We start from the raw sequence: 24406 nt of genomic DNA on the forward strand, positions 1-24406 counted from the left end.
CATGGACTCCCACGATCCCCTCGAGCCATTCCGTCGCACCGGCCCACAGCGGACCCGGCGACTGACGATTCTCGGCCTCAACGCGCCTGACGCGGAGGCTACATTCGACCGTGTGGCACGCCTCGCTGCCAGGCTCACCCAGGCTCCGTTGGCCATGGTCAACTTCATCAGTGCCGAGCGGCAGATGTTCCGCGGCATGTACGTGCCCAGCTCATCCCCAGAGGATGGAGTGGACGTCGAAGGCGGCGGCATCCCCTTCGATCTGAGCGCGCTCGGACGCGAGGCACCCGGTGAGTACGGTTTCTGCCCGCATGTGGTCGCCGAGCGGTCTCAACTCGCCCTCGACGACGTCTTCGCCTACCCGCGCTTCAAGGGAAACCCTCTGGTCAACGACCTGAATGTGCGATCCTATCTGGGCACTCCGCTACTCGACAACACAGGCCAGGTCCTCGGCACCGTGTGCGTCGCGGACTTCCGTCCCCGGGTCTGGGACGACCAGATCATGGACAGCATGAAGGAACTGACGGCGACCCTGCAATCCGAATTCAAACTGCGAGACAGCCTTCTCGCCCAGCAGCAGGAGCTGTTCGCGGTCTTCGACGGGGCCCTGTTCCCCATCATGCTCACCGAAGGCCCCGATCACCTGCTGCGCTACGCCAACCGCAAACAGGGCGAGGCCTTCGGCATGGCTCAGCAGTTCAGCCCGGCCCGACACGCGCTGCCCGGTCTCGACCGAGTCGGCGTCTTCCACGCCATGGACGATGCTCTCCGCCGTGGACAGCCCACCACGCTGCCCAAGGTCACCCTCAGTACGTACGACTCCAACACGCCGCAGGACTTCAGCTTCATGTGCACACCTGTGCGCACCGCTCCAGGCGCGCCGTTCAAGGGCGTTCTCACGGTAGCCATGAGCACCATGGGGCAGGCCTATGGGGCCGATGACCCCCAGACCTTCGCCGCCAATGTCCAAGGGCAGTTCGAACAAATGGGCTCGGGCGCGTTCTCCGACCCCAGCCCGGGCCGGTAGAGGACTACGTGTACCTGCTGCGGCGGGGGTCGGACTGACCCCTCGGCTCGAGTAGTGAGCCCCCGGCCCCCGCCCGGACTGTCCAGTGCGGGGGCATCGTTGTCATCCATGGTGCGGCGCGGCGTAGTTCAGCTGAGCCTCCGCTCGGTTGGTCCCTGACGCATCGTTCCAGCGGGGCAAAGCGGACGCTTCACCGAGCCTTGCACGCAGCGTTCGTCCTTGGCCTGATAGCTCGCCGAACCCCAGTCCGATGAAGGCCAGTTCTCAACTTCAGCCCCCCGCGAATGCAACGCGCTCGCTACCGCTGAGGCTCTGGTGCGGCGCGTCCCCCGCCGCGCCGCACCTGTATCTCTCCGAGGACTCAGCGCTCCTGTGGCACGTTCTGCGGAGGAACTCAGCGGTTCACAACCCAGCGAGACAGTTCGGGGCGTCCGACCGGCCGTCCAGCGGCCCTCGCCCCAGTCCCTCAGCACGGGTTGTTCGGCATCTACGACTTCAGCTCTCGCTTGTTCTCGGCAGCACCTTCGCCAGCACGACCCAGTTCAGCTCAGTCTGCAACCCCTTCGGGCGGGACTCCTCCCAGGCGGACGGCTTTGTTGAGGAACAGGTCACGGACGGGCGGCGGCAGTACCGACGGCCATGCCCGGATGCATCGCGCGCATCAGGTCCCCGATCTCCCGCAGGGGAACGGTGCCGCCGAGGGTCGCCGTGACGGTAGTCAGCGAGGCGTCCTGCGGTGAGAGGCGCGGCGGCTCGGTGTTCTTGTCCAGCTCGGCCAGCTCAGCGGGAAGTTCGCCCAGGACGCGGGCGATGCGCTCGTCGATACGCCGGGCACGGGCGGGGACGAGAGCGACGGTCTGGCCGGTCTCGGCGAGGTGGTCGGCGACGCGGTCCAGGCGTTCGTCCACGTCCAGGGAGTCGCCCGGGCTGTCGTCCTCACCGGGAAACGCGACGGTGTCCACTGCGGCGCGGAAAGCGGCCCGCACCGTCGCGTCCGGCACCGGAAGACCGTCGTCTCCTGACAGCCACAGAAGTGGGGCATGGTGCGGAACGGCGCGCCATCTCCCTGGCTCTAGCCGACGGAGGGTGTCGCGTGGTCGGCCCGATGACGACGAGACGCCTGCGGCTGCGGCTGCGGCTGCGGCTGCGGCTGCGGCTGCGGCTGGGAGAGGAGTGTCATTTCCTCCTCCGAGAGCCGCAGCGCGCCGGCCGCGATGTTCTGCTCGAGGTGGCCTTGATCGCCGGTCCCGGGGATGGCCAGGACATGTGGTCCCTGGTGCAAGGTCCAGGCCAGTCGGACCTGCGCGGTGGAGGCCCCGTGTGCTCGGGCGACGGCCAGTACCTCGTCGCTGTCTCGGGCTGCCGGCCCTGCCTCGCGCCCGGAACCGGCAATCGCGAAGAAGGGCACGAAGGCGATGCCGAGTTCGCCGCACAGGCGCAGCAGAGCCTGATCCTCGTTCGACGCGCAGATTCCGTACGGGTTCTGCACGCACACGACGGGGGCGATGGCGGTGGCCTCGGTCAATTGCTCGGACGTGACGTTCGAGATGCCGAGGTGCCGGATCAGTCCCACGTCGCGCAGTGCGGCCAGCGCACCGAAGTGATCGCTGATCGAAGCTGTCCGCCGGCTCGGTGGCACGCGGAGGTTGACCACGTCGAGGTGGTCCCGGCCGAGTTGCCGTAGGTTCTCCTCCACCTGGCCACGCAGCTGTGCGGGTGTGGCCCACCACCATCCGCCCGAGGAGTCGCGGCCCGGCCAGACCTTGGTCGTGATGACAAGATCCTCCGGGTACGGTGCCAGTGCGCGATTGATCAGCTCGTTCGCTGAACGCGTCGCCGAGAAGTAGAACGCGGCGGTGTCGATGTGATTCACACCCAGCTCAACAGCCCGCCGCAGCAGGGCCATCGACTGCTCGCGATCACGCGGCGCGCCTCGGTCGAAGGGTGCGGTTCCGGTCAGACGCATCGCGCCGAACCCGAGGCGGTTGATGATCAGGTCATCGAGTCGCCACGTACCGGCGGCTGCTGCGGCGTTCGTTGGTCGGGTCATGCGAAAGGGACTCCTCTTGCGGGCTGGGGTGGGGAACCACTGGTTGGGCACGCGACTTCAAGTCCCGCGTGGGGCGGGCGGTCTCGAAGCGGTCGCGTCACATGCCGTGACTCGCGTGCCCGGGCATGAAAAAAGCCTCCTCGGCGGATCGCAGTCCGCACCGAGAAGGCTCGCGTGTATGAGTAACTTATCAGGTCAGGTCAGGTGTCTGCCAGCGGATCAGGTCTCGGACAGCTCAGCGCCGCAGACGGGGCCTGGGTCTTCATGCTCTTCCTCACCGAGCACGACGGCGCTCCGGTGGCTTGCACCGGCGTACGCCGGAAAGACCGATGACTAGGCGGGTTGCCACAGCTCGATGCGATTGCCGTCCGGGTCGGTGACCCAGCCGAACCGGCCGACTCCTTCCATTTCCTGCGTTTCCTCGTCCACGTCCGCTCCCTTGGAACGCAGCTGGGCGAGCATCGCGTCCAGGTCGCGGACCCGGAAGTTGAGCATGGTTCGCTGGGCCCGGGGTCCGAAGTAGTCGGTGTCGGACTCGAACGTAGCGAACACCGTCATCCCGGTCTCCTGACGCCACAGGCCGTTCTCGTCGGCGTCCAGGCCCAGGCAGTCGCGATACCACGCACTCAGCGCCGCCGGATCTGCGGCCCGCAGGAAGTACCCACCGATTCCAAGCACTCGTTCCATGCCGCCATCTTGCCAGGACGGGCGTCGGGCGGGCCGTCACCACACCGTCGCCTTCATATGCCCCCTCCGCCGGTCCCCGTCGCGACGGTCCTGCCGGCCCTGCTGGTGTGCCGCGATGGCTGCGCCGGTGCCCGCCGACTCCAGAGGGAGCACCTGGCGTGGTCAGCGCGGACCGGTCGGATTGTCTCCCAACCGGCAGAAGACAGGGGCGAGTCGGGAATGAAGCCGCACCCGCCGCTTGTTGACCACCGCCGACCGCTCTCCTCCCCTCGGGAAGTAGGCAGACCCATGACGTCCTCGCCGACCACGATGCGCGCAGTACGGCTCACTGCCCCCGGCCCCATCGAGAACCTGCGGCTGACCACCCTCCCGCTTCCGCCGGAGAGGGAGGGCTGGGTGCGCATCCGCGTGGAGGCGTTCGGCCTCAACCGCTCCGAGCTGAAGCTGCGGCTGGGGGTGAGCGTGGGCGTCAGCTTTCCCCGGGTGCCGGGTATCGAGGCTGCCGGTACGGTCGACGCGGCCCCGGCCGGCAGCGGGCTGACCCGCGGGCAGAAGGTCGTCGCGATGATGGGGGACATGGGGCGCACCTACGACGGCGGGTATGCCGAGTACACGTCGGTGCCGCTGTCCCAGGTCATCGCTGTCGACACCGACCTGCCCTGGGAGGTGCTCGGCGCGCTGCCGGAGATGGTGCAGACGGCCTACGGCTCGCTGACCATCGGCCTGGACCTGAAGCCCGGCCAGTCGGTACTGATCCGAGGCGGCACCTCGTCGGTCGGGCTGGCTGCCGCCGCACTGGCCGCATGGCGCGGCGCCACGGTGCTCTCCACCACCCGACGGGCTGACCGCCTCGCCCTGCTGAAGGAGCACGGTGTCGACCATCCCCTGCTCGACACCGGAGAGGTCGCACCCGCCGTGCGCGAGTTGTACCCGGACGGCGTCGACGCCGCCCTCGATCTCGTCGGCACGCCCACCCTGCGCGACACCCTGCATGCGGTACGCGTGCACGGCACCGGGTGCTTCGGCGGCAGCCTCTCCAACCAGTGGACGGTACGGGACTTCTCCCCCAACGAATACCTGCCCAAGGGGGTGCGCCTCTCGGGCTACTTCGGCGACGCCGCCGACCTGCCGCCCAAGGCCTTTCAGGAGATTCTCGACGCGGTCGCAGCCGGTCGACTGGCCTTCCCCGTCGACCGCGTCCACGACGGTCTGGAGCAGGTCCCGCAGGCCCACGACGACATGGAACACGACCGCGCCACCGGGAAGCTGGTCGTCCGGGTCCGGCACAAGTCATCTGCCGCCACAACATCTGCTTCACCGCAGTAGGCGTGGCCGGCCTGCAGCATGTCCAGGAGCCGTTCGAAGTCGTGGGCCGGCCGTCGCGGAGCGGACCGTGTCGTAGGCGTCGCCGTCGAGGACGACGGCGAAGGGCCCCGCCGACTCTTCCTGCGGGGCCCTTCGTTCATGCCGGACCGTCGTGTCAGACGGTCTTCTCGAGCTTGGTGACCTGCGCCTCCATGACAGCGGCCGGCACCTCGGGTGCCTTTCCGCCCAGGGCGTTCATCGCGTAGAAGACGACCAGGGTCGAGCCGCTGCGGACGACGGAGTAGGTGACCGGGAACTTCTCGCCCTCGATGTCACTGGTCATCGTGTACGACACCGACTCGTCGCCGAGACCGGGGTCCTTGAGGGGCTTGACGCCGGTGTACTTGTAGTCGGTGTGCTCGTAGGAGTTGCACTTCTCGCTCTGCGTGCGCAGGTCGGCCACCACCTTCTTGGCGTCGGCCTCCTTCTGCGCGAGCAGGCCCATGCGCAGCAGCGTGCCGTCGGTCTGCGTCAGGCTGGTCAGCGAACGGGACACACGGGCCGTGGCGTCGGGCTCGGTGCCGAGCAGGAACATGTCGGCGATGGCCTGGCAGGTGGCGGGCTTCGCGGGCACGCTCACCTCCGGGATCTCGTCGTCGGGGGTGTTGCCGACGCGATAGCCCTTCACGTCCGCCTTCGTGACCGCAGCCTTCGTCAACTGCGCCTCGGTGAGCGGCTTCAGACCCTCCTGCGCGGCGGGCGTGGCCTTCGCCGCAGGCTTCTTCGAGCCACTGTCCTTCTCGTCGGTGCCCTGCCCACCGCATGCGGCAGTCGCGCCGAGCGCCGCCGTCACACCGATACCGACCAGGACGCGTCCCAGAGCTGACTTCACGTTCGTTCCCACCTCATGTGTCCGTGGGCGCGTCCAGATGCCGGTCGCGCCGCGCCGACATCAAAGCCCATGTCCAGCAGGCTTTGCCAGCTCGTTAGGGTCTCTTGGCGTAACGATCAGAGATCAACGTTTTAGTTGTACGTCGCGAAAGTGGCGCTCGTCACACACGACCGCTCGGGCTCGACGGACACCACGGAATCCGACATGGCGCGGCATCGGGCATTCAGGTCATGGAAGACCGTCGGCGGCCGAAGCCCGTCCCGGTTCGGCCGCTCGGTCAGGAACCGTCGTGACACTCCCGGTACGGGCGGCCCGGGCAGGTGCGGCACTCGAAGAGACAGACCCCGCCCATGTCTCCCAGCCTCGGCGAGGCGTCCTCGAACTCAACTCCCCGGTCCTCGGCCGGAGTCCAGGGCGTACGGACGCGATCTGCGAGAGACGTTACGGCTGCGATGGGGTTGCCGTCGTCCCGTGGCTGATTGACGTGGAGGTGCAACTGACGCGGTAGACGGGACGCGGGTAAACCCTGGGGGTGGTGCCTGGGCTCACGAACCGGCCGGTCGGAGTACTGGGTTGCTGCTTCGCCGCGGCGCGCGGTGTGGAGCCGGTGGACGCCGGCTCCACACCGGCTTCGTGCACCACCCGTGCCGACGGAGATCGGCTACCAGGTGTCGCCGGAGTGCCGCTCGCGACGGCGACGGTCGCGGTGGCTGTCGATCAGGGCGGCGACGGTGTTGATGGTCCAGATGGTGCCGAGCGACAGAGCGACGAAAGCGAGCAGGAACGCCGCGGCGGCCGAGGCCAGGAGGATCGCGCCGCCGGCGGGCTCCGCCGCCCGGATCAGTGAACCCACCTGTCCGCCTGCGGCTCCCACAGCCGGGACCAGGAGGGTCATGAGCAGAACCGGACCGCGCCGCGGCCGGTCGTCGTCCTCGTGTGCCGACGCGTCGTACCGGCGCCCCTGCTGAAGTTCGTCCTGCCCCGTCACGAGGCCCCAGTCTGCCTTGTTCTGTGGGTGGTGCAAGGGCTTTGGGACCAGCGGCGTACATGTCGTAAGGCGTGGGCGCGACGGCCCGGACGGGCTGTCGCGGGGAGGCACCTGCGGGGGTCTCACCATCGGCGCTTCGTACGCGTCTCCGGCCGCGACGTCGAGACCGCCTCGGGCCACACGGACGCCCGGCCCGACAGAACAACAGTTTCTGGAGGGCCAGTTGGTGGCCGTTCCGCTGGACACTCTGACCGGTTCCCGACCGGTCACGCGTCGGACTCTGGCATACGGAGCGATGTGTGGAGACCATCCGGAGGAGAGCACCCCGACACGGCCTCGGTGAGGGAGCCCAGATGAAGGCCATCGTCCAGGACGCCTACGGTTCCGTCGACCAGTTGCATCTGCGGGACATCGATCCGCCGGTCCCCCGCGAGGACGAGGTGCTCGTGCGTGTGCACGCCGCCGGGGTCGACCCGAGCGTGCGGCACCTCATGACCGGACGGCCCTACTTCGCCCGCCTGAATCCGCAGATCGGTCTGCGGCGGCCCGCCCGTCGTGTGCGGGGATGGGACGCCGCGGGGGTCGTCGAAGCGGTCGGAGCGAGCGTGACGTCAATGAAGCCGGGCGACGAGGTCTTCGGCCAGTGCGACGGCTCCTTCGCCGAGTACGCGTGCGGCAAGGCCGAGCAGCTCGCTCCGAAGCCTGCGGGCCTCTCGTTCGAGCAGGCCGCCGCGTTCCCGGTCTCCGCGGTGACCGCCCTCCAGGGGCTGGAGATGGCGCGTCCCGGTTCCGGACGGGAAGTCCTGGTGATCGGCGCTTCCGGCGGCGTCGGCACGTACGCCGTGCAGCTCGCCGTTCATTACGGGGCCCGGGTCACCGGCGTCTGCGGGACCGCCGGAGTCGGTCTTGTCCGCTCCCTCGGGGCCGACGACGTCATCGACTACACGCGGGAGGACATCACCGACCGGCCCACCCGCTACGACTTCGTCCTGGACGCCGCGGGCAACCGCTCGCTCTCCCGGCTGCGCCGTGTCCTGGCTCCGCGCGGCACCGTGGTCTTCGTCGGTGGTGAGAACGCCGGCCCCGTGTTCGGGGGCACCGACCGGTGGGTGCGCGGTCTGGTGCTGTCCGTCTTCGTCGGGCAGAAGCTGCGCCCGGTGATCGCGATCACCCGGCGACAGGACCTGCTGACGCTCACCGAACTCGCCGAGGCCGGCGCCGTCAAACCGGTCGTCGACCGGAGCTATCCGCTGTCCGAAGCCGTGGACGCCGTACGTCACTTGGAGACGGGGCACCCTCGAGGCAAGCTCGTCATCACCATCTGAGCGGTGGCGGCCCTCGGCGCGCAGGATCGGTGCCCGGCCCTGCGCCCGGCCGCCTGGCGCCTGGTGCCTGGCGCCCTCCGGTGGTGTCTCGTGGTCGTGCCGGAGTTCCGGGGCAGCGGTGCGCAGAATCCGGTTCTCATATCTCGATGACCGACAACGCGGTAAGTGCCCTTATAGGCGGCCATATTTCGCGAGTTGTGGACGGCGGTGTAACGCGACCATGCCGGTAAGGCGCAGAAGGGGAGAGGAGTCGGTAAGCGTCTCGGCGCGAATTGCAGCACCTGCGCCGTCTTGCCGACACGACAACGCGTCAGATGGGAATTTCTCGTGAGCAATCCAGACCCGGTTTCCGGGTACTCCACGTACAACCGGCCTGCGGGCCCGGAGCGCGTCGTGCGCCCCCGCGACGGCGGACGACGGGCGGCGCTGGCGGTCTGCACGGTCGCGGACACCGCGGCCGGCCTGCTGGTTCTGTGGGTCCTGCTGTTCCTGCTCGATGCGAACCAGGCGAATGTGTTCGTCCAATTCGTGCGGGGCGCGGCGGACTGGCTGGCTTGGTGGTCGCAGGACATTTTCACGATGGACACAGAAGGCCTACGCGTCGTTCTCAATTATGGACTTCCGGCGGTTCTTTATTTGCTGGTCGGTCACGGAATCGCTTCCCGGCTCAACCGGGCCTGACGGTCCGGTGAGCTTTTACCGGGGAGCAGGAACAGTGACGGAAGAGACACGACAGCGGAAGGACCGGTAGTGACACTCAGCCCTACCGAGAACATTCATCTCACGATCTACGACGACTTGGTCCGCGAGCGCGGCGACGTCGTCGCGGAGGCCAAGCTGGCTGCGGAGCGCACGCAGCACCAGGCCGCTGCACTGCTCGGCAGCTCGGACGAGGCCCTCGCCCCCTGGCGATACGGAACGCCCTGACCGCAGGCCAGGACAACCGTCGGCCGACGTGCCGCGGGGACCATTCCCGAAGCTCCGTGTGCGGACGGCTCCGGCTGGGTCACTGCGCGAGGCAGTGGCCCAGCGGCCGCGGTGCCGGACATCCCGCCCCGCGCCGCCGCTCACGCCGGTGGAACGCTGGTTGGTCGGACCCGCTCATCGCTCGTAGGTGCCGTACATGGTCGCCCGCGCGAGGGGCGTGAGTGAACAGCAGGAAGTCCATGCAGGCGGGCGTCGTCGTCCCGGACACCGGCAGTTCGTCCACGTCGACGGCATGGACCACGAGGAAGTACCGGTCCGGCCCGTTGCCCGGTGGTGTCGCAGGACCGAGGTACCTTCGGTGGCCGGCGTCGTTGGCCAGTGTCACCGCGCTGCCGGGCAGGCTGCCACCGTCCCCTGCCCCGGCCGGCAGGTTGGTCACGGAGGCCGGAAGATTGGCCAGGGCCCAGTGCCAGGAGCCCGACGCGGTGGGCACGTCGGGGTCGAACATCGCGACCGTGAAGCTGCGCGTCTCCTCGGGAAAGCCGGACCAGCTCAACTGCGGTGAGATGTCCTGCCCGCCTGCCCCGAGGATGCCGCTCACCTGCTCGCGGGCCAGTCGTCCACCGTCGGCCACGGACTCCGAGGTCAACCAGAAGGTGCTGATCGGTGGCATGAAGTCGTAGGGACCATACGGTTTGATCATGGCTGTCCTTTGCGAGGGCCTGCTCGGGTGAGGGGATCGCCCGCGCCCTCGCCGGCGACGGGGTCCGTCGCGCTGAGCGGCCGTGTTCAACGCCAGGACCGGCATGACAGGCCGGCAATCCGGATCGGTCCTGCTTCAGTGGCGCCGATATTCCATCGCGTACGGAGACGGCACGGCGGCCGTAGTACCCGATGAGCGCCACCGCGGCCTCACCGGGTTCATGCAGGCCACGAACCGCGGAGTGTCACGTGTGAGCACCTTTCGGTAGTGGAATCTGCGCGCCGAGCCCGGATGCGCGGCCCCGGCGGACACAGCAACCTGGTCATATCGCATGCGGCGGCCGCGACGACCGGGGACGGCACTCGGACACCGTCACGCCGAACGGCGCGCGCCGCGGCTCGACGGCGAAAGCGAGGCACCCCCCATGCAGATGCGAGCAGCTCGGATGCACGGTTACAACGAGCCCCTTCGGATCGAAGAGGTTCCCGTGCCCGAACCCGCACCGGACGAGATTCTGTTGAAGGTCGCCGCGACCGGCATGTGCCGAAGCGACTACCAGCTCGTCGATGGCTATTTCAAAGGCCCGTTCCCCGTGGACTTCCCCTACATTCCCGGCCATGAGGTCACGGGCCGAGTGGCGGGAATGGGCAGTGACGTACCGCAGTCGATCGGCTACTCCGAGGGCGACACGGTGGTGGTCAACCCGAGTTGGGGCGACGGCACGTGTCGCCAGTGCCGTGAAGGCAACGAGCAGTTGTGCAGCGGCACCGGTCGGTGGGTGGGCTTCGGTCCTCCGGGCGGTTTCGCCGAGTACATGGCCGTGGAGCACCGTCATGCGATCCCGGTCTCCGAGGAGGCCGCGAAGACACCGGAGCTCCTCGCGCCGATGACCGACGCGGGGATGACGCCGTACCGAGGGATGAAGAAGCTGCGGGACGCGGGCAAGCTCGGTGCGGGCCGCACCGTCGCGGTCACGGGCATCGGCGGTCTGGGCAGCTACGCGGTCCAGTACGCGAAGCTGCTCGGAAGCGGAGCGACGGTGGTGGCGCTCGCCCGTTCGGACAACAAGCTGGACGTGGCGAAGGAGAACGGCGCGGACCACGGCATCAACGTCAAGGACAAGTCCACCGAAGCCATCCAGGACGAACTGGAGAGACTGACCGGCCGGAGAACGATCGACGCCATCCTGGACTGCGTAGGCAGCGACGCATCCGTCTCCATGGGGTTCGACCTGCTGGGTCCCGAGGGCGCGTTGGCGGCCGTCGGTCTGATGAGCCACCGCGTCGAGCACAACCAGTTCCCCTTCGTGGGAACGGAGCTTTCCTATCTCGGTTCCTTCTGGGGCAACCATCTGGACCTGGTCGAGGTGCTCTCCCTCGCCGAGGCCGGCCTCGTCAAGCACAACGTCACCAGCGTCAAGCTCGATGACGTCAACGAGAATCTGGAAGCCCTGGGACGCGGCGACGTCGTCGGGCGCCGGGTCATCGTCTTCGAATGAGGCCCGCGCTGCCGTCCGCGCCGTGAACTCGTCGGCGGCCGAGGGCCGTGCCCGCCGCCCGCCTGCCCGCGGGCGGGTGGCGGGCAGTGCACGCAGACCGAGCCCGACCGTTCTGTTCTTGTCGCCGTCAGGCGCGTGCGCCGGCCGCCGTCAGGGCGCGGTGTATCTCGGAGATCACCACCGATCCTTCTCCCACGGCGGACGCCACGCGCTTCACCGAACCCGCTCGCACATCGCCGACCGCGAAGATGCCCGGCACGCTGGCCTCCATCGCCATCGGGCGGCGGCCCGCCGGGAACGCGGACGTGTCCATCACATCGCTGCCCACGCGCACGAATCCCTTCGGGTCGGTCTCCAGGCAGCCGTTCAGCCAGTCCGTGTTGGGCACGGCACCCAGCATCAGGAAGACATTGGACGTGGGGTCCACGCGTGACTCCCCTGTCGCGCTGTTGCTCCAACACACGGACTCCACGTGACCGTTGCCCTGCAACGCGGTGATCTCGGATCGCGGGTGGACCGAAATCTTCGCGGATGCCTCGATCCGGGTGAGCAGGTACTGGGACATCGAGTCGGCGAGCCCTCGTCCCCGCACAAGCACGCGGACGTGACTGGCGAACCGGGAGAGGAACACCGCTGCCTGACCCGCGGAGTTCGCTCCGCCGACGACAAAGGCCTCTTCGTCCGCGCAGAACGGCCCTTCGAGAGCCGTGGCGGCGTAGTGGACTCCGTTTCCCTCGAACCGGGCGAGTTCCGCCAGGTCCAGACGCCGGTAGTGAGCGCCGGTCGCCACCACGACCGTGCGGGCCGCGACCGCTTGGCCGTCATTGAGAAGCAGGGTGAACGGGCTGCTCGCGCAGTCGACGCCTTCCACGGACCGGGGTATCGCGATGCGAGCACCGAACTTCCGTGCCTGCACCTGGGCCCGTGCGGCGAGTTCATGGCCGCTGATGCCGAGCGGGAATCCCAGATAGTTCTCGATCATCGAGGAAGTACCCGCCTGTCCGCCGGGTGCGGTGGCTTCGATCACGACCGTGCTGAGCCCTTCGGACGCGGCGTAGACGGCGGCGGCCAGACCGGACGGGCCGGCGCCGACCACGGCGACATCGACGGTCTCGAGATCGCTGAGGACCTCGACGATGCCTACGCAGCTGGCGACTTCGGCGATCGTCGGGTTCTCCAGGTAGCCGCCGGAGCGGCAGACGACGACCGGCCACCGGACCGACGTTCCCACGCCATAACTGTCCAGAAGGGCGCCGGCTTCGGATACTTCCGGATCGACATGATGAACCGGATAGTCATTGCGTTCCAGGAAACTTCGAATGCGGACGACGTCTCGGGAACTGGGCGGCCCGGCGAGCACGACGGTTCCCAGCCCCAGCCGAATGTATCTCAGACGCCGCAGGATGAAGGCTTTCAGTACGATGCGAGCGATGTCCGGCTCGTTCGATATCATCCGGCGCAGCTGTGCGGGGCGCAGGCGGATCACCTCGCCGTCCTCGGCGGCCACCGCCTCGACCAGGGACTTCTGCCGGTTGAGAAGCGACAGCTCGCCCGTGAACTGGCCACCGCCGTACACGGTGATGATCCGCTCCTCGTCCGATTCCCCCGGGCTGCCCTCCTGGTAGACCTTTATCGTCCCGTCCAGAACAAGGTAGAAATCGAAATTCTGGGCCCCGCGGGAGTACAGCACCTGACCTGCCTCCAGCCGGTCCTCATGTCCATATCGCCGGAAGCAGTCCACGTGTTCGCCCGAAAGGCGGGGGAAGACACTGTCGTTGTCGGCCGGTGCATCCAGATTGCCTTCGTTCTCGAGGTAGTTCATCACACCTTCTCGGGCAGTCGCAGTGACGGAGGCTCGAACCGTTGCCGCCGGCCTCACCCCACGGGTTCGGGAAGGCCCTGCTCGGCCCAGACGGTCTTGCCGTGCTCGGAATACCTGGTGCCCCACCGGTCGGAGAACCCGGCGGCGAGGAGAAGTCCCCTCCCCCCTTCTTCGGTGGTGCGGGCGTGCCGCAGCCGGGGCGAGGTGCTGCTGCCGTCGGAGACCTCGCAGGTCAGGGCGTGGGTGCGGATCAAGCGCAGCGTCACGGGAGGTCTGGCGTACCGGATGGCGTTGGTGACGAGTTCGCTGGCGATCAGTTCCGTCGTGAACGTCAGGTCGCTCATGCCCCACGCGGTGAGCTGCCGGGTCACCAGCGACCGGGCCGTGGAGACGACGGAGGGCTCGCTCGGCAGGTCCCACGACGCGACCCGTGCCGGACCGAGCGTGTGTGTACGGGCGACCTGGACGACGGCGTCCTCGCTCGGACGTGCCGGGAGGAAGGCGTCGGTCAGCAGGGTGCACGCCTGACGCACAGGTCCGGCGAATCGGTCGAGGAGTGCGGTCGCACGTTCGCGCGCCGGCTCCACGGGCCACTCCTGGAAGAGGCCCTGGGTGTACAGGGCCAGCGTCGAGCCCTCGGCCAGCGCGAGGTCGATCGTCTCGAAAGGCCCGTCGGAACAGCAAAGGGCGGCTCCGGTGGGATGCTTCAGGACGGTGTCCGTTCCGTCGGCGTGTACGACGACGGGCCAGGGATGGCCGGCGCTGGACGCCGAGCAACGTCCCGACACCGGGTCGTAGATCAGGTAGAGGCACGTGGCGCCGGACTCGCTCCCTTCCTCCGACCGCGCCGTGTGATGCTCCGGCCGTGCCGTCTCCGTTCCGGGGCGCTCGCCCATGGTGAGCCGACGTGCGAGGTCGTCGAGCCGGGCGAGGAGTTCGTCCGGTTCCAGGTCCAGGTCCGACAGGGTGTGCACCGCTGCGCGCAGCCGTCCGGCGGCTGCCGCGGTCTGCAGGCCGCGGCCCGGCACACGGCCCGCGACGAGGGCCACGCGTGCTCCCGAGAGCGGTACGGCATCGACCCAGTCGCCGCCGGAGCCGGCTCGCACATAGGTGTGCGCCACATCAAGGGTGTCCGCCGGTGGAAGGTCTTCCGAGCGGAGGTCGCACTGCAACGCGGCAAGCGCATTGCGCTCACGCAGGTATCGGCGGGTGTTGTCGAGGCAGGCGGCGGTGCGCCGGGCGAGCTCTCCGGCCAGGACCAGATCGTCGGGTTCGAAGGGTCTGCGCTTCCGGTCGCGGCCGAACACGGCGAGCCCGAGTGCCCTGTTCTGGGCGACCAGAGGGACGAGCATCAGGGAGTGGACCTCTTCGCCGTGTCCGGGCAAGGCGTTCAGTGACCGACGTCCGACAGCGTCAAGGGGGTCGAGGATGCGCGGTTCGAGGTCGGCGAGCACCTCGGCGGCCGCGGTCACCGATGGGATCGCGCGGTCGGGGTGGGCCGTTGCCGGCACTCTCTCGTCACGGGACCGCGAAGCCGCGCGACGCAGTACGGTGTCCGGTCGCACCGGACCGACTTCGAGTTCCTCTCCCACCAGGACCGGTTCCAGTACGTCCACGGCCATGGTGTCGGCCAGTCCGGGTACGGACACTTCGGCCAGGCCACGAGCGTTGTCGAGGGCGTCCAGCGTCGCCCCGATGCGGGTGCCGGCCTGCGCGAGCACTTGCAGCCGCCGCTGTGCGAGGTGGCGGTCGGTCACATCGACGGTGGCATCGGCGAGGCCCAGAAGGCGGCCCTGAGCGCTCACCAGAGGGAAGACGGAAGCCGAATAGACGTGCTCGTGATCGGGGTCTCCCGGTGGGCACATCCGCTTCTCGACGCCGATCGCCGGCCGGCCGGTGTCGAGCACCTGCTCCATCACGCGCTCCATCGCCTCCACGGCGACACCGGGCCATGCCTCGGCGGGGCGCTTGCCGACGGCGTCCGCGAGGGAGGTGTTCTCCATGCCCTCCGCCGTGGGGTTGAACCGGATGATCCGCAGATGAGGGTCGAAGAGATACAGGCCCACGGGCGAGACCGTGAAGAGGGTCTCCAGGAGGGCCTGGTGCAGTTCCGACGTCGGATGTTCCCCGTCCACCGGAGTGACCGTCACCTCCCATCGCGTCTCGCCGTGGCCCACGCGATCACGACGCACGTCCAACCGGCAGGACGAGCACGGTCCGTCCGTGCGTTGCAGCCGAACCGTGAGGCCGTCACCGGCGCCGAGGGCGCGCTTCGAAGGCGTGGCACCGGCGAGCAGATCCCCCACCGAGCGCCCCAGCACCGCGCGAGCGGGCGGGCCGAGCAATCGTTCCGCCACGGGACTCCATCCGACGACCACGCCCGCGTGATCAATGAGGATGTGGGCCGGTTCTTCCGCCCGGACCGCCGTGTGATCGCCATCGCGCTGGGTGGCATGAGGTGCACCCATGGTCGTCAGCTCTCATTCGCTTCAGAACTCGGTACGCCCCCAGTGTCCTCCGAGACGGCGACAGGTCGCACGCTCGTGTCCGCGACGGGGCGGCACCCGAAGCCGCACGTCCCCACTTCCGCACGCCGGGCACCGACACCCGCGCAAGTGCGCCGAGCTTCACACGTCCGTAGATTGGTGACTCTCGATGCCCCCCATGCCGCTGCGGCCGGACACGTCAGGACGTTCGGACGCCGCGAGGACCGTCATGGAAGCCGGAACGCCACCCCCCTCGCCCAAGAGCAGCCCACTCCCGCTGGCGTCACTGAACATCACGCCACAGCCAGTGGAGGGAGCGCGTCGTCAGCTGCGCGAGTGGAAGCCCCGGATCTGGCGGCACTGCACAGGGCTCTGCATCCCGCAGTACTCGGGCGTCAGGGGCTTCCGTTTCGAGGCCCACGGATTCGTGCTGAGAGACCTGGCCTACGCCCACCAGCACACCGACGAGATCACCGGAGTGTCGGGGGGCGGTTGCACGATCGACCCGGTCGTCCTTCAGTACGTCCTCACCGGATGGATCCGCTTCGAGAACAGGATCAGCGCCTTCACCCTCGAACCCGGCAAGCTGTTGATCCGCGACACGGCCACGCCGTGGCGCTTCGTGGCCGGTCACGCGACCGTCTCCCGGTGGATGACGGTCCCCAAGCCCCTGCTCGCCGACCACCTGGGCGGCTCGCACGTCCTCCGCCCGTACATGCTGTGCGACCTCGCCGATCCGCAGGCCCGTGTCCTGATCTCGTACCTGGAGACGCTCCGGAACGGGGACGCGGTGCACGCGCTCTGCCCCGCCGGGCGGCGGGCCGCCCAGGAAGCAGCCCTGTGCCTGCTCGGTGGAGTCGTCACCGAGCAGGGGACGACCGACGCGCAGCAACTCGGCAACGCGATCGTCGCCGTGGCGAAGCGAACCATCGACCGGCACCTCGATGATCCTTCGCTGTCTCCCGCTGCGGTCGCCGCGGCACTCGGAGTGTCCGTCCGCACGCTCCACCGTTCCTTCGCCGGTGAGGACGAGACCCCGATGGCGTACCTGCGGCGACGCCGGCTGGACGCGGCACGCGACGAACTGGCGCGGGCCGGCGCGGCGGCGAGGATCGCCGACGTGGCCGCTCACTGGAAGTTCTCGGATGCCAGCCACTTCACACGGCAGTTCAAGAAGGCGTACGGCACGACGCCCACCGTTTTCCTGCGACACGTGTGAAGCCCGACGGCACCATGTGCCCCGGTCAGGGGCACACTTCAACTTCTGCGGGCCGGACGGAACGTCGTTAGGCTTGGGCAACGGCAATGACGGGTCGGTCATGTCCTCCGGTGGACGTGTCCGTGACAGGGCCCTCGCTCCCCGTAGGCGCTCGCATCCGTAGTGTCCCGGCCGGGACGGCCATGGTGTGAGGCACGGCGCCGCGCATCGACGGACGGGTCGCGTGTGGAACCCCTGGCTCGGCAGATGCTCCGCCCGAGAGATCGGAATCGAGGCGCCATGAAGCATGTGGAAGCCGAGGCGCGGACGGCAGGACAAGCGCCGCCGCAAGTACCCCAGGTCGACGTGACCTTGAACGTGAACGGCACACCGCACCGGCTCCGCCTGGACACACGGGTCACACTGCTCGACGCGCTGCGCGACCATCTGGGCCTCACCGGGGCGAAGAAGGGGTGCGACCAGGGTGCGTGCGGGGCCTGCACGGTCATGGTCGACGGGAAGCGCGTGGTGTCGTGTCTCACCCTGGCCGCCCAGTGCGAGGGGCGCGAGATCACCACCGTGGAGTCACTGTCCGTGGACGGTGAGCCGCACCCCATGCAGGCGGCGTTCGCCCGTCACGACGCGTTCCAGTGCGGTTACTGCACGCCGGGGCAGATCATGTCCGCGGTGTGCCTCATCGCCGAGGGACGTGCGAACTCGGAAGAGGACATCCGCGAGTTCATGAGCGGCAACCTGTGCCGCTGCGGCGCCTATCCGAACATCCGCGCCGCGATCCGCGATGTGGCCGCGGAGGGTTGACGATGCATCCCTTCGAGTATGCCCGCGCAATCGACGCCGACCAGGCCGTGGCCACGGTCAGTGCCGATCCGGACGCGACGTTCCTCGCCGGCGGCACCACACAGCTGGACCTGATGAAGGACGGCGTTCTCCACCCCGACCGCCTCGTCGACATCACCCGCCTTCCCCTCGGCGGCATCACACACACCGACTCGGCCGTCCAGGTCGGAGCGTTGACGACGATGGAGGAACTGGCCGCCGACCCGGTCATCGGCGAGCGACTGCCCTTCGTACGCGAGGCCCTTCTGCTCGGTGCCTCGACCCAACTGCGCAACATGGCCACGATCGGCGGCAATCTGCTGCAACGGGCCCGGTGCCGCTACTTCAGAGACCCCACCGTCGCCGCCTGCAACAAGCGCGACCCCGGCTCGGGATGCGCCGCGATCGCCGGAATCCAGCGGATGCACGCCATCCTCGGCACCAGCGACCACTGCATCGCCCTGCACGCCTCGGACGTCGCGGTGCCGCTGACAGCACTCGACGCGGTCGTGCACACGCAGGGCATGGACGGTTCACGGTCGATCCCCATGACCCAGTTCTACCTGCCGCCGGGCGACACACCCCACGTCGAGAACGTGCTGTGGCACGGAGAGTTGATCACCGCCGTCGACATCCCGCTGCTCGACGCCGGAATCCGGTCCCACTACCTCAAGGTCCGCGACCGCGTCTCCTACGAGTTCGCGCTGACGTCCGCCGCGGTGGCGCTCGTGATCGAGGACGGCGTCGTCCAGGAGGCGCGCATGGCACTGGGCGGGGTCGGCACCATCCCCTGGCGGGCCTGGGACGCGGAGGACGTCCTGCGGGGCAACCCCGCGGGCACCGACCTCTTCCGCGTCGCGGCGGAGGCGGCCCTCGAGGGCGCCAGGCCGCTGCCCGGTACCGCCTTCAAGGTGGAGTTGGCCAAGCGCACTCTCGTACGCACTCTGGAGACCGTTGCAGGAGCCCCCTCATGACGACTCTCGAAGCCGGCAGGATCGTCGGTGCGGGCCTCGACCGGGTCGACGCCCCGCTCAAGGTGACCGGAGCGGCCCAGTACCCCAACGACTTCACCCTGCCCGGGATGACACACGCGGCCCTGGTGGGCAGCACCATCGCCGCAGGACGCATCACCGGCATCGATGCGTCCGAGGCCCTGGCGGCTCCTGGTGTGCTGACCGTCATCACCCATCTGACCGCGCCGAGCCTGGAACCCGGCCCGATGACCCAGCTCGGCGGATCGCCTCCGGCTCCCCTGCGGGACGACCGCATCCTGCACTACGGACAGCACGTCGCGATCGTGGTGGCCGAGAGCGCCGAACAGGCCCGGCACGCCGCGCGGTTGATACGCATCCGGTACGAAGCGACCGAAGCCCTGCTCGACGTGGACGATCCCCGGGCCGAGGTCGTCGTGAACCCCTGGGGAATGGACACCGAACGCGGCGACGTGGGAGCGGGATTCACCCAGGCGGACGTGGTCGTCGAGGGGACCTACACCACTCCCGACAACACCAACAACCCGCTCGGGCTGATGACCACCGTCGCGTCCTGGCACGGCGATTCGCTCACCGTGCACGATTCCACGCAGTGGCCCCACAACGTCCGTACGACGCTCGCCGCGGTCTTCGGGATCCCCGAGAGCGGCATCAGAGTCCTGGCCCCCTTCGTCGGTGGCGGCTTCGGCGCCGGACTGCGGGTGTGGTCCCATGTGATCCTCGCCGTGCTGGCGGCCCGTGAGGTCAAACGCCCGGTCAAGCTGGTGCTGACCCGACCCGAGATGTTCACCTCCGTCGGGCACCGGCCCAACAGTGTCCAGCAGATCAAGATCGGCGCGACCCGCGACGGGGACCTCGTCGCCATCGAGCACCACGGCATCTCCTCCGTGGCGATGGAGGACGACGACTACGAACCGGTCTCCGCCGGTTCGGCCGTCGCCTACGCCTGTCCGAACGTGCTGACCCGCGACCGCCAGGCGCGCCTGAACATCCCCTGCCCGGGCTCCATGCGCGCACCGGCCGAGGGACAGGGCAACTTCGCCCTGGAGTCCGCGATCGACGACGTCGCCCACGCCGTCGGCATGGATCCGCTCGAGTTCCGCCTGCGCAATTTCACGGACGAGCACCCGCTGCGCGGCCTCCCCTGGTCGAGCAACGCCCTGCGCGAGTGCTACCGCGAAGGGGCCGAGCGGTTCGGCTGGTCGCGACGCGGCCGGGAACCCGGCTCCATGCGCGAAGGCGACCTGCTCGTCGGCTACGGTCTGGCCGGCGTCTCGTACCCGTTCTACCAAGTACCGTGCCAGGCACGGGTTTCCGTACGTCACGACGGCTCGGCGTACGCGCGCAGCGCCGCCACCGACATCGGAACGGGCACCTACACGGTCATGACCCAGCTGACCGCCGAACTCCTGGGCCTGGACGTCACCCGGGTGCGTTTCGACCTCGGTGACTCCGACATGCCGTACGCGCCCCAGGCCGGCGGATCCGGTCTCACCGGGGCCCTCGCCAACGCCGTCCACGCCGCCTGCCGGCGGCTGACGCGGGAATTCCTCGACGTCGTGCGCGACGACACCCGATCCCCGCTGCAAGGAGCCACCGCCGAAGACGTGGCGGTCTCGGACGGACGCATTCACCTCGTCGAGGATTCCGCGCAGGGCGAGTCCTACGTGGGCATCCTGGCCCGTCACGGCCTGGAGGAACTCAGCGCCGACGGCAGGAGTACCCCGCCCAGTGCGGAGGAGCTGGGGATGGCCCCCGCAGGTGCCTTCGGTGCGAAGTTCGTCGAAGTACGCATCGACCCCGCGCTGGGTCTGCTGCGGGTGGCACGGGTGGTCTCCGCCATCGACGGCGGACGCATCCTGAACGAGAAGACGGCGACCAGCCAGATCATCGGCGGCACGGTGGGCGGCATCAGTCAGGCCATGTTCGAGGAGACGGCCACCGACGCCGTCACCGGGCGCATCGCCAACGCGACCTTCGGGGACTACCTGATGCCGGTGAACGCCGACGTCCCCGACATCGAAGTGCTCTTCGTCGGCGGTCCCGACCGGGCAACTCGCACGGGAACCAAGGGAATCGGTGAAGTCGGCCTGGTCGGCCTCGCCGCGGCCGTCGGCAACGCCGTCTTCCACGCGACCGGGCGTCGCATCCGCTCGCTGCCCATCACGATCGACCAGCTCATGCTCTGACGGCGAAGCCACGGCGCGCGAGCGGTGATGACCTCCATGGCGCCGACATCGGTGAAGGACACGTATCCCGTGCTCACCGGCTGGATCTGCCTGTCAGCCGGGCTGCGTCCCTCAGGCGGTCCTGCCGATGACTGCCGCAGCCAGTTTCGGGTGTTCTTCCAGCCAGGTGCCCATGTGCTCCCGGACGGCCTCCTGGACGCAGGCGTGTACCGCGGCGCCGCCGAGCAGGCCGCGCGTGGCGCCTTCGAATTCGGGCCGGTCGAGTTTCACCGAGACGACCACCGTGAGGCACTCGATGATCCGGTCGGCCCCGATATCGGGTTCTGCTGCTTCGAGCAGCCGTCGCTCCCGCGCGAACGCGTTGACCGCGGCCGCCGCCCCTTCGCGGAACCCCGCCACGTGTGCCCCGCCTTCGGGCGTGGGTGAGCTGTTCACAAAGCTGCGGACACGCGCTGCGGCGGTGTCGGACCAACCGAGTGCCACCTCCATGGTCCCCGCCATGCGCGGGTCCTCGTGTTCGAAACCGAGGATGTTCGTATGCTCCGCCGCCCGAGCGTCGAGGGAGGCGACGAGGTCGTGGACTCCGCCCGGGCAGCCGAAGCGCAGTGACCGAGCCTGGCCGGTGGGGCGCCGATCGGTCAGTGAGAGGGTCAGGTTCCGGTTGAGGAAGGCCAGTTCGCCGAACCGCTGCGCGAGCACGTCGAAGGAGCACTCCACCGTGCTGAATATGTCGGCGTCGGGCTGGAAGACGATGGTGGTGCCGGTGCGGGTCGTCGTCCCCTTCCGTGCGGGTGGTGCGACGGCCTCGCCGCGCACGTAGTCCTGCACCCAGCGCATCCCGTTGCGCCGGACCTCGGCCGTCAGGTGGCGTGACAGGGCGTTGGTGACGCTGGGGCCGATGCCGAAGAGTCCCAGGGTCACGCTGCGACGGCCGGCGGGCTGCGCCGCTGCGGGCATACGGGTCAGCAGCTCTTCGAGGCTGGGGGTCTCGGTGTCCCCGGCGGCCGCGACGGGGATCCCCGGGCCGTCGTCGGTGACCCGTATGGAGCCGTCGGGTGTCAGCGTGATGTCGATGGACTCGGCGCGGCCGGCGAGCACTTCGTCGACCGCCCGGTCGGCGACCTCGAACACCAGCTGATGCAGGCCGCGTTCGCCGGTCGATCCGATGTACATGCCCGGTCGCTTCCGGATGGCTTCCCTCCCTTCGAGTACCTGGATCCGAGTCGCGTCGTACGTCGCGCCGTCCCCGCCCATGAAGCCCCCCACGCGTGTCCAACAGTGCTCGCAAGCATAGGCCGATCCGTGGAAAGCGCCAGGTCAGAGCCGTTTCGTCGATGGCATGGACGGGCGGCTGAATGCCTGTCGGGAGTCGGTCGGTCAAAGGGGATTCGCATCGTGCCCGCAAGGCGACGACGACCCCGCCGAAGCCGTGCGCGAGCCTGTTCTCGACGGCCGCCGGGTGCCCGATTCAGTTGGATCGCAGCACGGTTCGGAGTCCCCTTGCCGGGGCACCATGAGGGCTCCGCAGCGAGGCCTCAAGGGTGTACCGCGGCGTACAGCGCGTCCAGGAGATCGAGCGGGCGCCGGTCCGGGAGGTCCGCACGGGTCAGGTTCATCGTGTAGGAGAAGCCGATCCCTTCGGAGGGCCAGGCGCCGTGCCGCGAACCCCCGGCTCCGGCATGCCCGAACGTGTCGGGGGGCGGGCCGAACAGCGCGAGCTCGGTGCGGAGTTCGAATCCCGCCCCGTACGCCATCGGGCTGCCCCACAATGACGCGGTCCCTCGCCGCAGTTCGCGCCGCGCGAGTTCCACGGTCGCCGGTGCCAGTACGCGTACACCTTCGAGTTCGCCGCCCTGTGCCAGACAGGAGTAGAAGCGAGCCATCGAACGGGCCGTCACATGCGCACCGACCGCGGGGAATTCGGCGCGTCGGAAGGCGGCGCTGTTCCAGAGCGCGGGGGCGTCCGGGGTGAGCAGGGGGTTGCGGATCAGAGCGAGGAGCGGGTCGTCGTCCTCGGCGTGCGGTTGCAGGACGTCCGGGCCTGCGAGCGTCGTCGCGGCCCGGTGATGTTCCTCGTCCGGCAGTCCCAGCCAGACGTCGAGCCCGAGCGGGCGGGCGAACTCCTCGGCGAAGAGGGTCCCGACGGTCCGTCCGTCGACCCGGCGCACCAGCTCGCCCGCGAGCCAGCCCCAGGTGAGCGCGTGATAGATGAACCCGGCCCGCGGGTCCTGGGTCGGCGCCTGTGCGGCCAAGAGCTTCGCCATGTGCTCGTGGTCCAGCAATTCTCCGTCCCTGATGGGCGCTTGTACGCCAGGCAGTCGTGCCTGATGGGACAGGATCTCGCCGACGGTGATCCGGCCCTTGCCGGCGGCCGCGAACTCCGGCCAGTAGCGCGCGGCGGGCGCGTCGAGGTCCAGCAGTCCGCGTTCCGTCAGCAGGAGGACGCACGCGGCCGTCAGGCCTTTGGCACCGGAGAAGACCAGCTGGAGCGTGTCGCTGTGCCAGGGGCGTCCGCTCGACGGATCCGCGGTGCCGCCCCAGAGGTCCACGACGGGTTCGCCGTGCCGGTACGCGGCGAAGGCCGCGCCCACCTCGCCGTACCGCTCGAAGTTGCGGGCGAAGACCTCGGCCACCGCCCCGAAGCCGGGTGCGGTGAATCCCTGAACGTCCATCTCGTCACGCTCCCGCGGCCGAAAGCAGCGCGAGGGCCGCCTGCTTGGCGTCCTCCGCGGCCGAACCATCGGGGTCGTGTTGGTCGGCGACCACGGTGGCGCCCTCCAGGAGGATCAGCAGCTGGCGTCCCAGGCGGTTCGGATCCCGGGCTCGGGACCGCTGCGCGATGTCCGTCAGCAGCTGCCGGTAGCGGCCCAGGTGGCGGTCGGCGACGGTGCGGGCGGGCGGTACGTGCCGTTGGGTCGCGGCGTTGACGATGGCACAGCCACGAAAGCCGGACTGCCGATACCAGCCGCCCAGCGCGTCGAACAGCGTGGCGAGTTGGGCGCGCGGATCGGGTCCCGCTTCCTCGACCACACCTGACAGCCAGCGCACGACACGATCGCTGCGCTCCTCGAGCACTGCCTGGACGAGGCCGTCCTTGGAGCCGAAGTGCCGGTACAGCGTCTCCTTGGAGGCGCCGACGGCGCGGCACAGCTCGGTCACGCCGACGCCGTCGAGGCCACGCTCGTAGAGGATCCCGGTCGCGGAGGCGAGGAGCGTCGCGCGGGTTCGCTCCGGATCCAGGGAGCTTCCTTTGGGTACGGGCATGCACGAGATGGTACCGATCGGTTCGATGACCGTCCAGGGCGCAGCCCGCCACCCCGACCCCAAGGGACGGACAGTTCGTTCATCACTCCGCCGGAAACCGGTGCGCACGAAGGACGGGAGCGTACGGACCGGGTGGGAGTTGCGAAAAATAATCGTTCGTTTTATTTTTGGGGAGTGGGCGATCGGGGACAACCGCCCACGGCCCGCCCGATGGAG

The 24406-nt window shown here is 69.0% G+C and carries 21 protein-coding genes; 10 read left to right on the top strand and 11 right to left on the bottom strand.

The genetic code is table 11. The features are described from left to right. Position 1: 1 nt before the first annotated feature. Positions 2 to 1027: a GAF domain-containing protein gene (locus ACZ4IF_RS16600; protein WP_467563459.1), complete on the top strand. Its 1026-nt coding sequence runs from the start codon at positions 2 to 4 to the stop codon at positions 1025 to 1027. Between the two features lie 608 nt (positions 1028 to 1635). Here ACZ4IF_RS16600 and ACZ4IF_RS16605 read toward each other — a convergent pair. The 3 genes from ACZ4IF_RS16605 to ACZ4IF_RS16615 all read right to left on the bottom strand — a co-directional run bounded on the left by ACZ4IF_RS16605 (position 1636) and on the right by ACZ4IF_RS16615 (position 3764). Next, positions 1636 to 2028 carry a hypothetical protein gene (locus ACZ4IF_RS16605; RefSeq protein ID WP_467563461.1) on the bottom strand — a complete coding sequence of 131 codons (393 nt, stop codon included), beginning with the start codon at positions 2026 to 2028 and terminating at the stop codon, positions 1636 to 1638. Positions 2029 to 2099: 71 nt separating this feature from the next. Beyond that, positions 2100 to 3077 carry an aldo/keto reductase gene (locus ACZ4IF_RS16610; RefSeq protein WP_467563715.1) on the bottom strand — a complete coding sequence of 326 codons (978 nt, stop codon included), beginning with the start codon at positions 3075 to 3077 and terminating at the stop codon, positions 2100 to 2102. A gap of 333 nt (positions 3078 to 3410) precedes the next feature. Beyond that, entirely contained in the window at positions 3411 to 3764 is a 354-nt protein-coding gene (locus ACZ4IF_RS16615; RefSeq protein ID WP_359498531.1) for a VOC family protein, read from the bottom strand. Positions 3765 to 4052: 288 nt separating this feature from the next. Here ACZ4IF_RS16615 and ACZ4IF_RS16620 point away from each other — a divergent pair, with 288 nt between their 5' ends. Further along, positions 4053 to 5090, top strand: a complete 1038-nt coding sequence (locus ACZ4IF_RS16620) for a zinc-binding dehydrogenase (protein WP_467563463.1) — start codon at positions 4053 to 4055, stop codon at positions 5088 to 5090. A gap of 154 nt (positions 5091 to 5244) precedes the next feature. Here the strand turns inward: ACZ4IF_RS16620 and ACZ4IF_RS16625 are convergent, their stop codons facing one another. Both ACZ4IF_RS16625 and ACZ4IF_RS16630 read right to left on the bottom strand, forming a co-directional pair. Next, a complete protein-coding gene (locus tag ACZ4IF_RS16625; protein WP_467563465.1) occupies positions 5245 to 5961 on the bottom strand; it encodes a hypothetical protein in 717 nt (238 codons plus the stop codon). A 661-nt stretch (positions 5962 to 6622) separates the two neighbouring features. Continuing rightward, positions 6623 to 6949 (bottom strand): hypothetical protein, encoded by a 327-nt coding sequence (locus ACZ4IF_RS16630; RefSeq protein ID WP_467563467.1) that lies wholly within the window; start codon positions 6947 to 6949, stop codon positions 6623 to 6625. A 353-nt stretch (positions 6950 to 7302) separates the two neighbouring features. Between ACZ4IF_RS16630 and ACZ4IF_RS16635 the strand changes: the two genes are divergently transcribed. The 3 genes from ACZ4IF_RS16635 (at position 7303) to ACZ4IF_RS16645 (ending at position 9201) form a co-directional block, all read left to right on the top strand. Further along, entirely contained in the window at positions 7303 to 8274 is a 972-nt protein-coding gene (locus ACZ4IF_RS16635; protein WP_467563469.1) for an NAD(P)-dependent alcohol dehydrogenase, read from the top strand. 327 nt (positions 8275 to 8601) lie between these two features. Beyond that, on the top strand, positions 8602 to 8955 hold the full coding sequence (locus ACZ4IF_RS16640; RefSeq protein ID WP_467563471.1) for a hypothetical protein: 354 nt from the start codon (positions 8602 to 8604) through the stop codon (positions 8953 to 8955). A gap of 69 nt (positions 8956 to 9024) precedes the next feature. Beyond that, positions 9025 to 9201 carry a hypothetical protein gene (locus ACZ4IF_RS16645; protein WP_359498553.1) on the top strand — a complete coding sequence of 59 codons (177 nt, stop codon included), beginning with the start codon at positions 9025 to 9027 and terminating at the stop codon, positions 9199 to 9201. A gap of 79 nt (positions 9202 to 9280) precedes the next feature. On the opposite strand, the gene ACZ4IF_RS16650 is transcribed toward ACZ4IF_RS16645, so the two are convergent. Further along, a complete protein-coding gene (locus ACZ4IF_RS16650; RefSeq protein ID WP_467563473.1) occupies positions 9281 to 9904 on the bottom strand; it encodes a YbhB/YbcL family Raf kinase inhibitor-like protein in 624 nt (207 codons plus the stop codon). 487 nt (positions 9905 to 10391) lie between these two features. Between ACZ4IF_RS16650 and ACZ4IF_RS16655 the strand changes: the two genes are divergently transcribed. Further along, positions 10392 to 11402 (top strand): NAD(P)-dependent alcohol dehydrogenase, encoded by a 1011-nt coding sequence (locus ACZ4IF_RS16655; RefSeq protein ID WP_467563475.1) that lies wholly within the window; start codon positions 10392 to 10394, stop codon positions 11400 to 11402. Between the two features lie 127 nt (positions 11403 to 11529). On the opposite strand, the gene ACZ4IF_RS16660 is transcribed toward ACZ4IF_RS16655, so the two are convergent. Together ACZ4IF_RS16660 and ACZ4IF_RS16665 are read right to left on the bottom strand one after the other, a co-directional pair. Beyond that, positions 11530 to 13224, bottom strand: a complete 1695-nt coding sequence (locus ACZ4IF_RS16660; protein WP_467563477.1) for an FAD-dependent oxidoreductase — start codon at positions 13222 to 13224, stop codon at positions 11530 to 11532. 53 nt (positions 13225 to 13277) lie between these two features. Then, a complete protein-coding gene (locus ACZ4IF_RS16665; RefSeq protein WP_467563479.1) occupies positions 13278 to 15692 on the bottom strand; it encodes a SpoIIE family protein phosphatase in 2415 nt (804 codons plus the stop codon). A gap of 325 nt (positions 15693 to 16017) precedes the next feature. On the opposite strand from ACZ4IF_RS16665, the gene ACZ4IF_RS16670 reads away from it, so the two are divergent. From ACZ4IF_RS16670 to ACZ4IF_RS16685, 4 genes are all read left to right on the top strand, one after another. Beyond that, the gene (locus ACZ4IF_RS16670; RefSeq protein WP_467563480.1) at positions 16018 to 16929 is read left to right on the top strand and encodes a helix-turn-helix domain-containing protein; all 912 of its coding nucleotides are present in this window, start codon (positions 16018 to 16020) and stop codon (positions 16927 to 16929) included. Between the two features lie 279 nt (positions 16930 to 17208). Continuing rightward, entirely contained in the window at positions 17209 to 17727 is a 519-nt protein-coding gene (locus ACZ4IF_RS16675; RefSeq protein WP_467563481.1) for a (2Fe-2S)-binding protein, read from the top strand. Between the two features lie 2 nt (positions 17728 to 17729). Continuing rightward, a complete protein-coding gene (locus ACZ4IF_RS16680) occupies positions 17730 to 18719 on the top strand; it encodes an FAD binding domain-containing protein (protein WP_467563482.1) in 990 nt (329 codons plus the stop codon). Next, the gene (locus ACZ4IF_RS16685) at positions 18716 to 20926 is read left to right on the top strand and encodes a xanthine dehydrogenase family protein molybdopterin-binding subunit (protein ID WP_467563484.1); all 2211 of its coding nucleotides are present in this window, start codon (positions 18716 to 18718) and stop codon (positions 20924 to 20926) included. Before ACZ4IF_RS16680 ends, ACZ4IF_RS16685 begins: the two co-directional genes overlap by 4 nt. Positions 20927 to 21037: 111 nt before the next feature. Here the strand turns inward: ACZ4IF_RS16685 and ACZ4IF_RS16690 are convergent, their stop codons facing one another. From ACZ4IF_RS16690 to ACZ4IF_RS16700, 3 genes are all read right to left on the bottom strand, one after another. After that, positions 21038 to 22099 carry an ATP-binding protein gene (locus ACZ4IF_RS16690; protein ID WP_467563486.1) on the bottom strand — a complete coding sequence of 354 codons (1062 nt, stop codon included), beginning with the start codon at positions 22097 to 22099 and terminating at the stop codon, positions 21038 to 21040. Between the two features lie 362 nt (positions 22100 to 22461). After that, positions 22462 to 23598, bottom strand: a complete 1137-nt coding sequence (locus ACZ4IF_RS16695) for a serine hydrolase domain-containing protein (protein WP_467563488.1) — start codon at positions 23596 to 23598, stop codon at positions 22462 to 22464. A 4-nt stretch (positions 23599 to 23602) separates the two neighbouring features. Further along, entirely contained in the window at positions 23603 to 24190 is a 588-nt protein-coding gene (locus ACZ4IF_RS16700; RefSeq protein WP_467563490.1) for a TetR/AcrR family transcriptional regulator, read from the bottom strand. Positions 24191 to 24406 lie beyond the last annotated feature (216 nt).

The sequence above is a fragment of the Streptomyces sp. NPDC025784 genome (genome assembly GCF_055558435.1).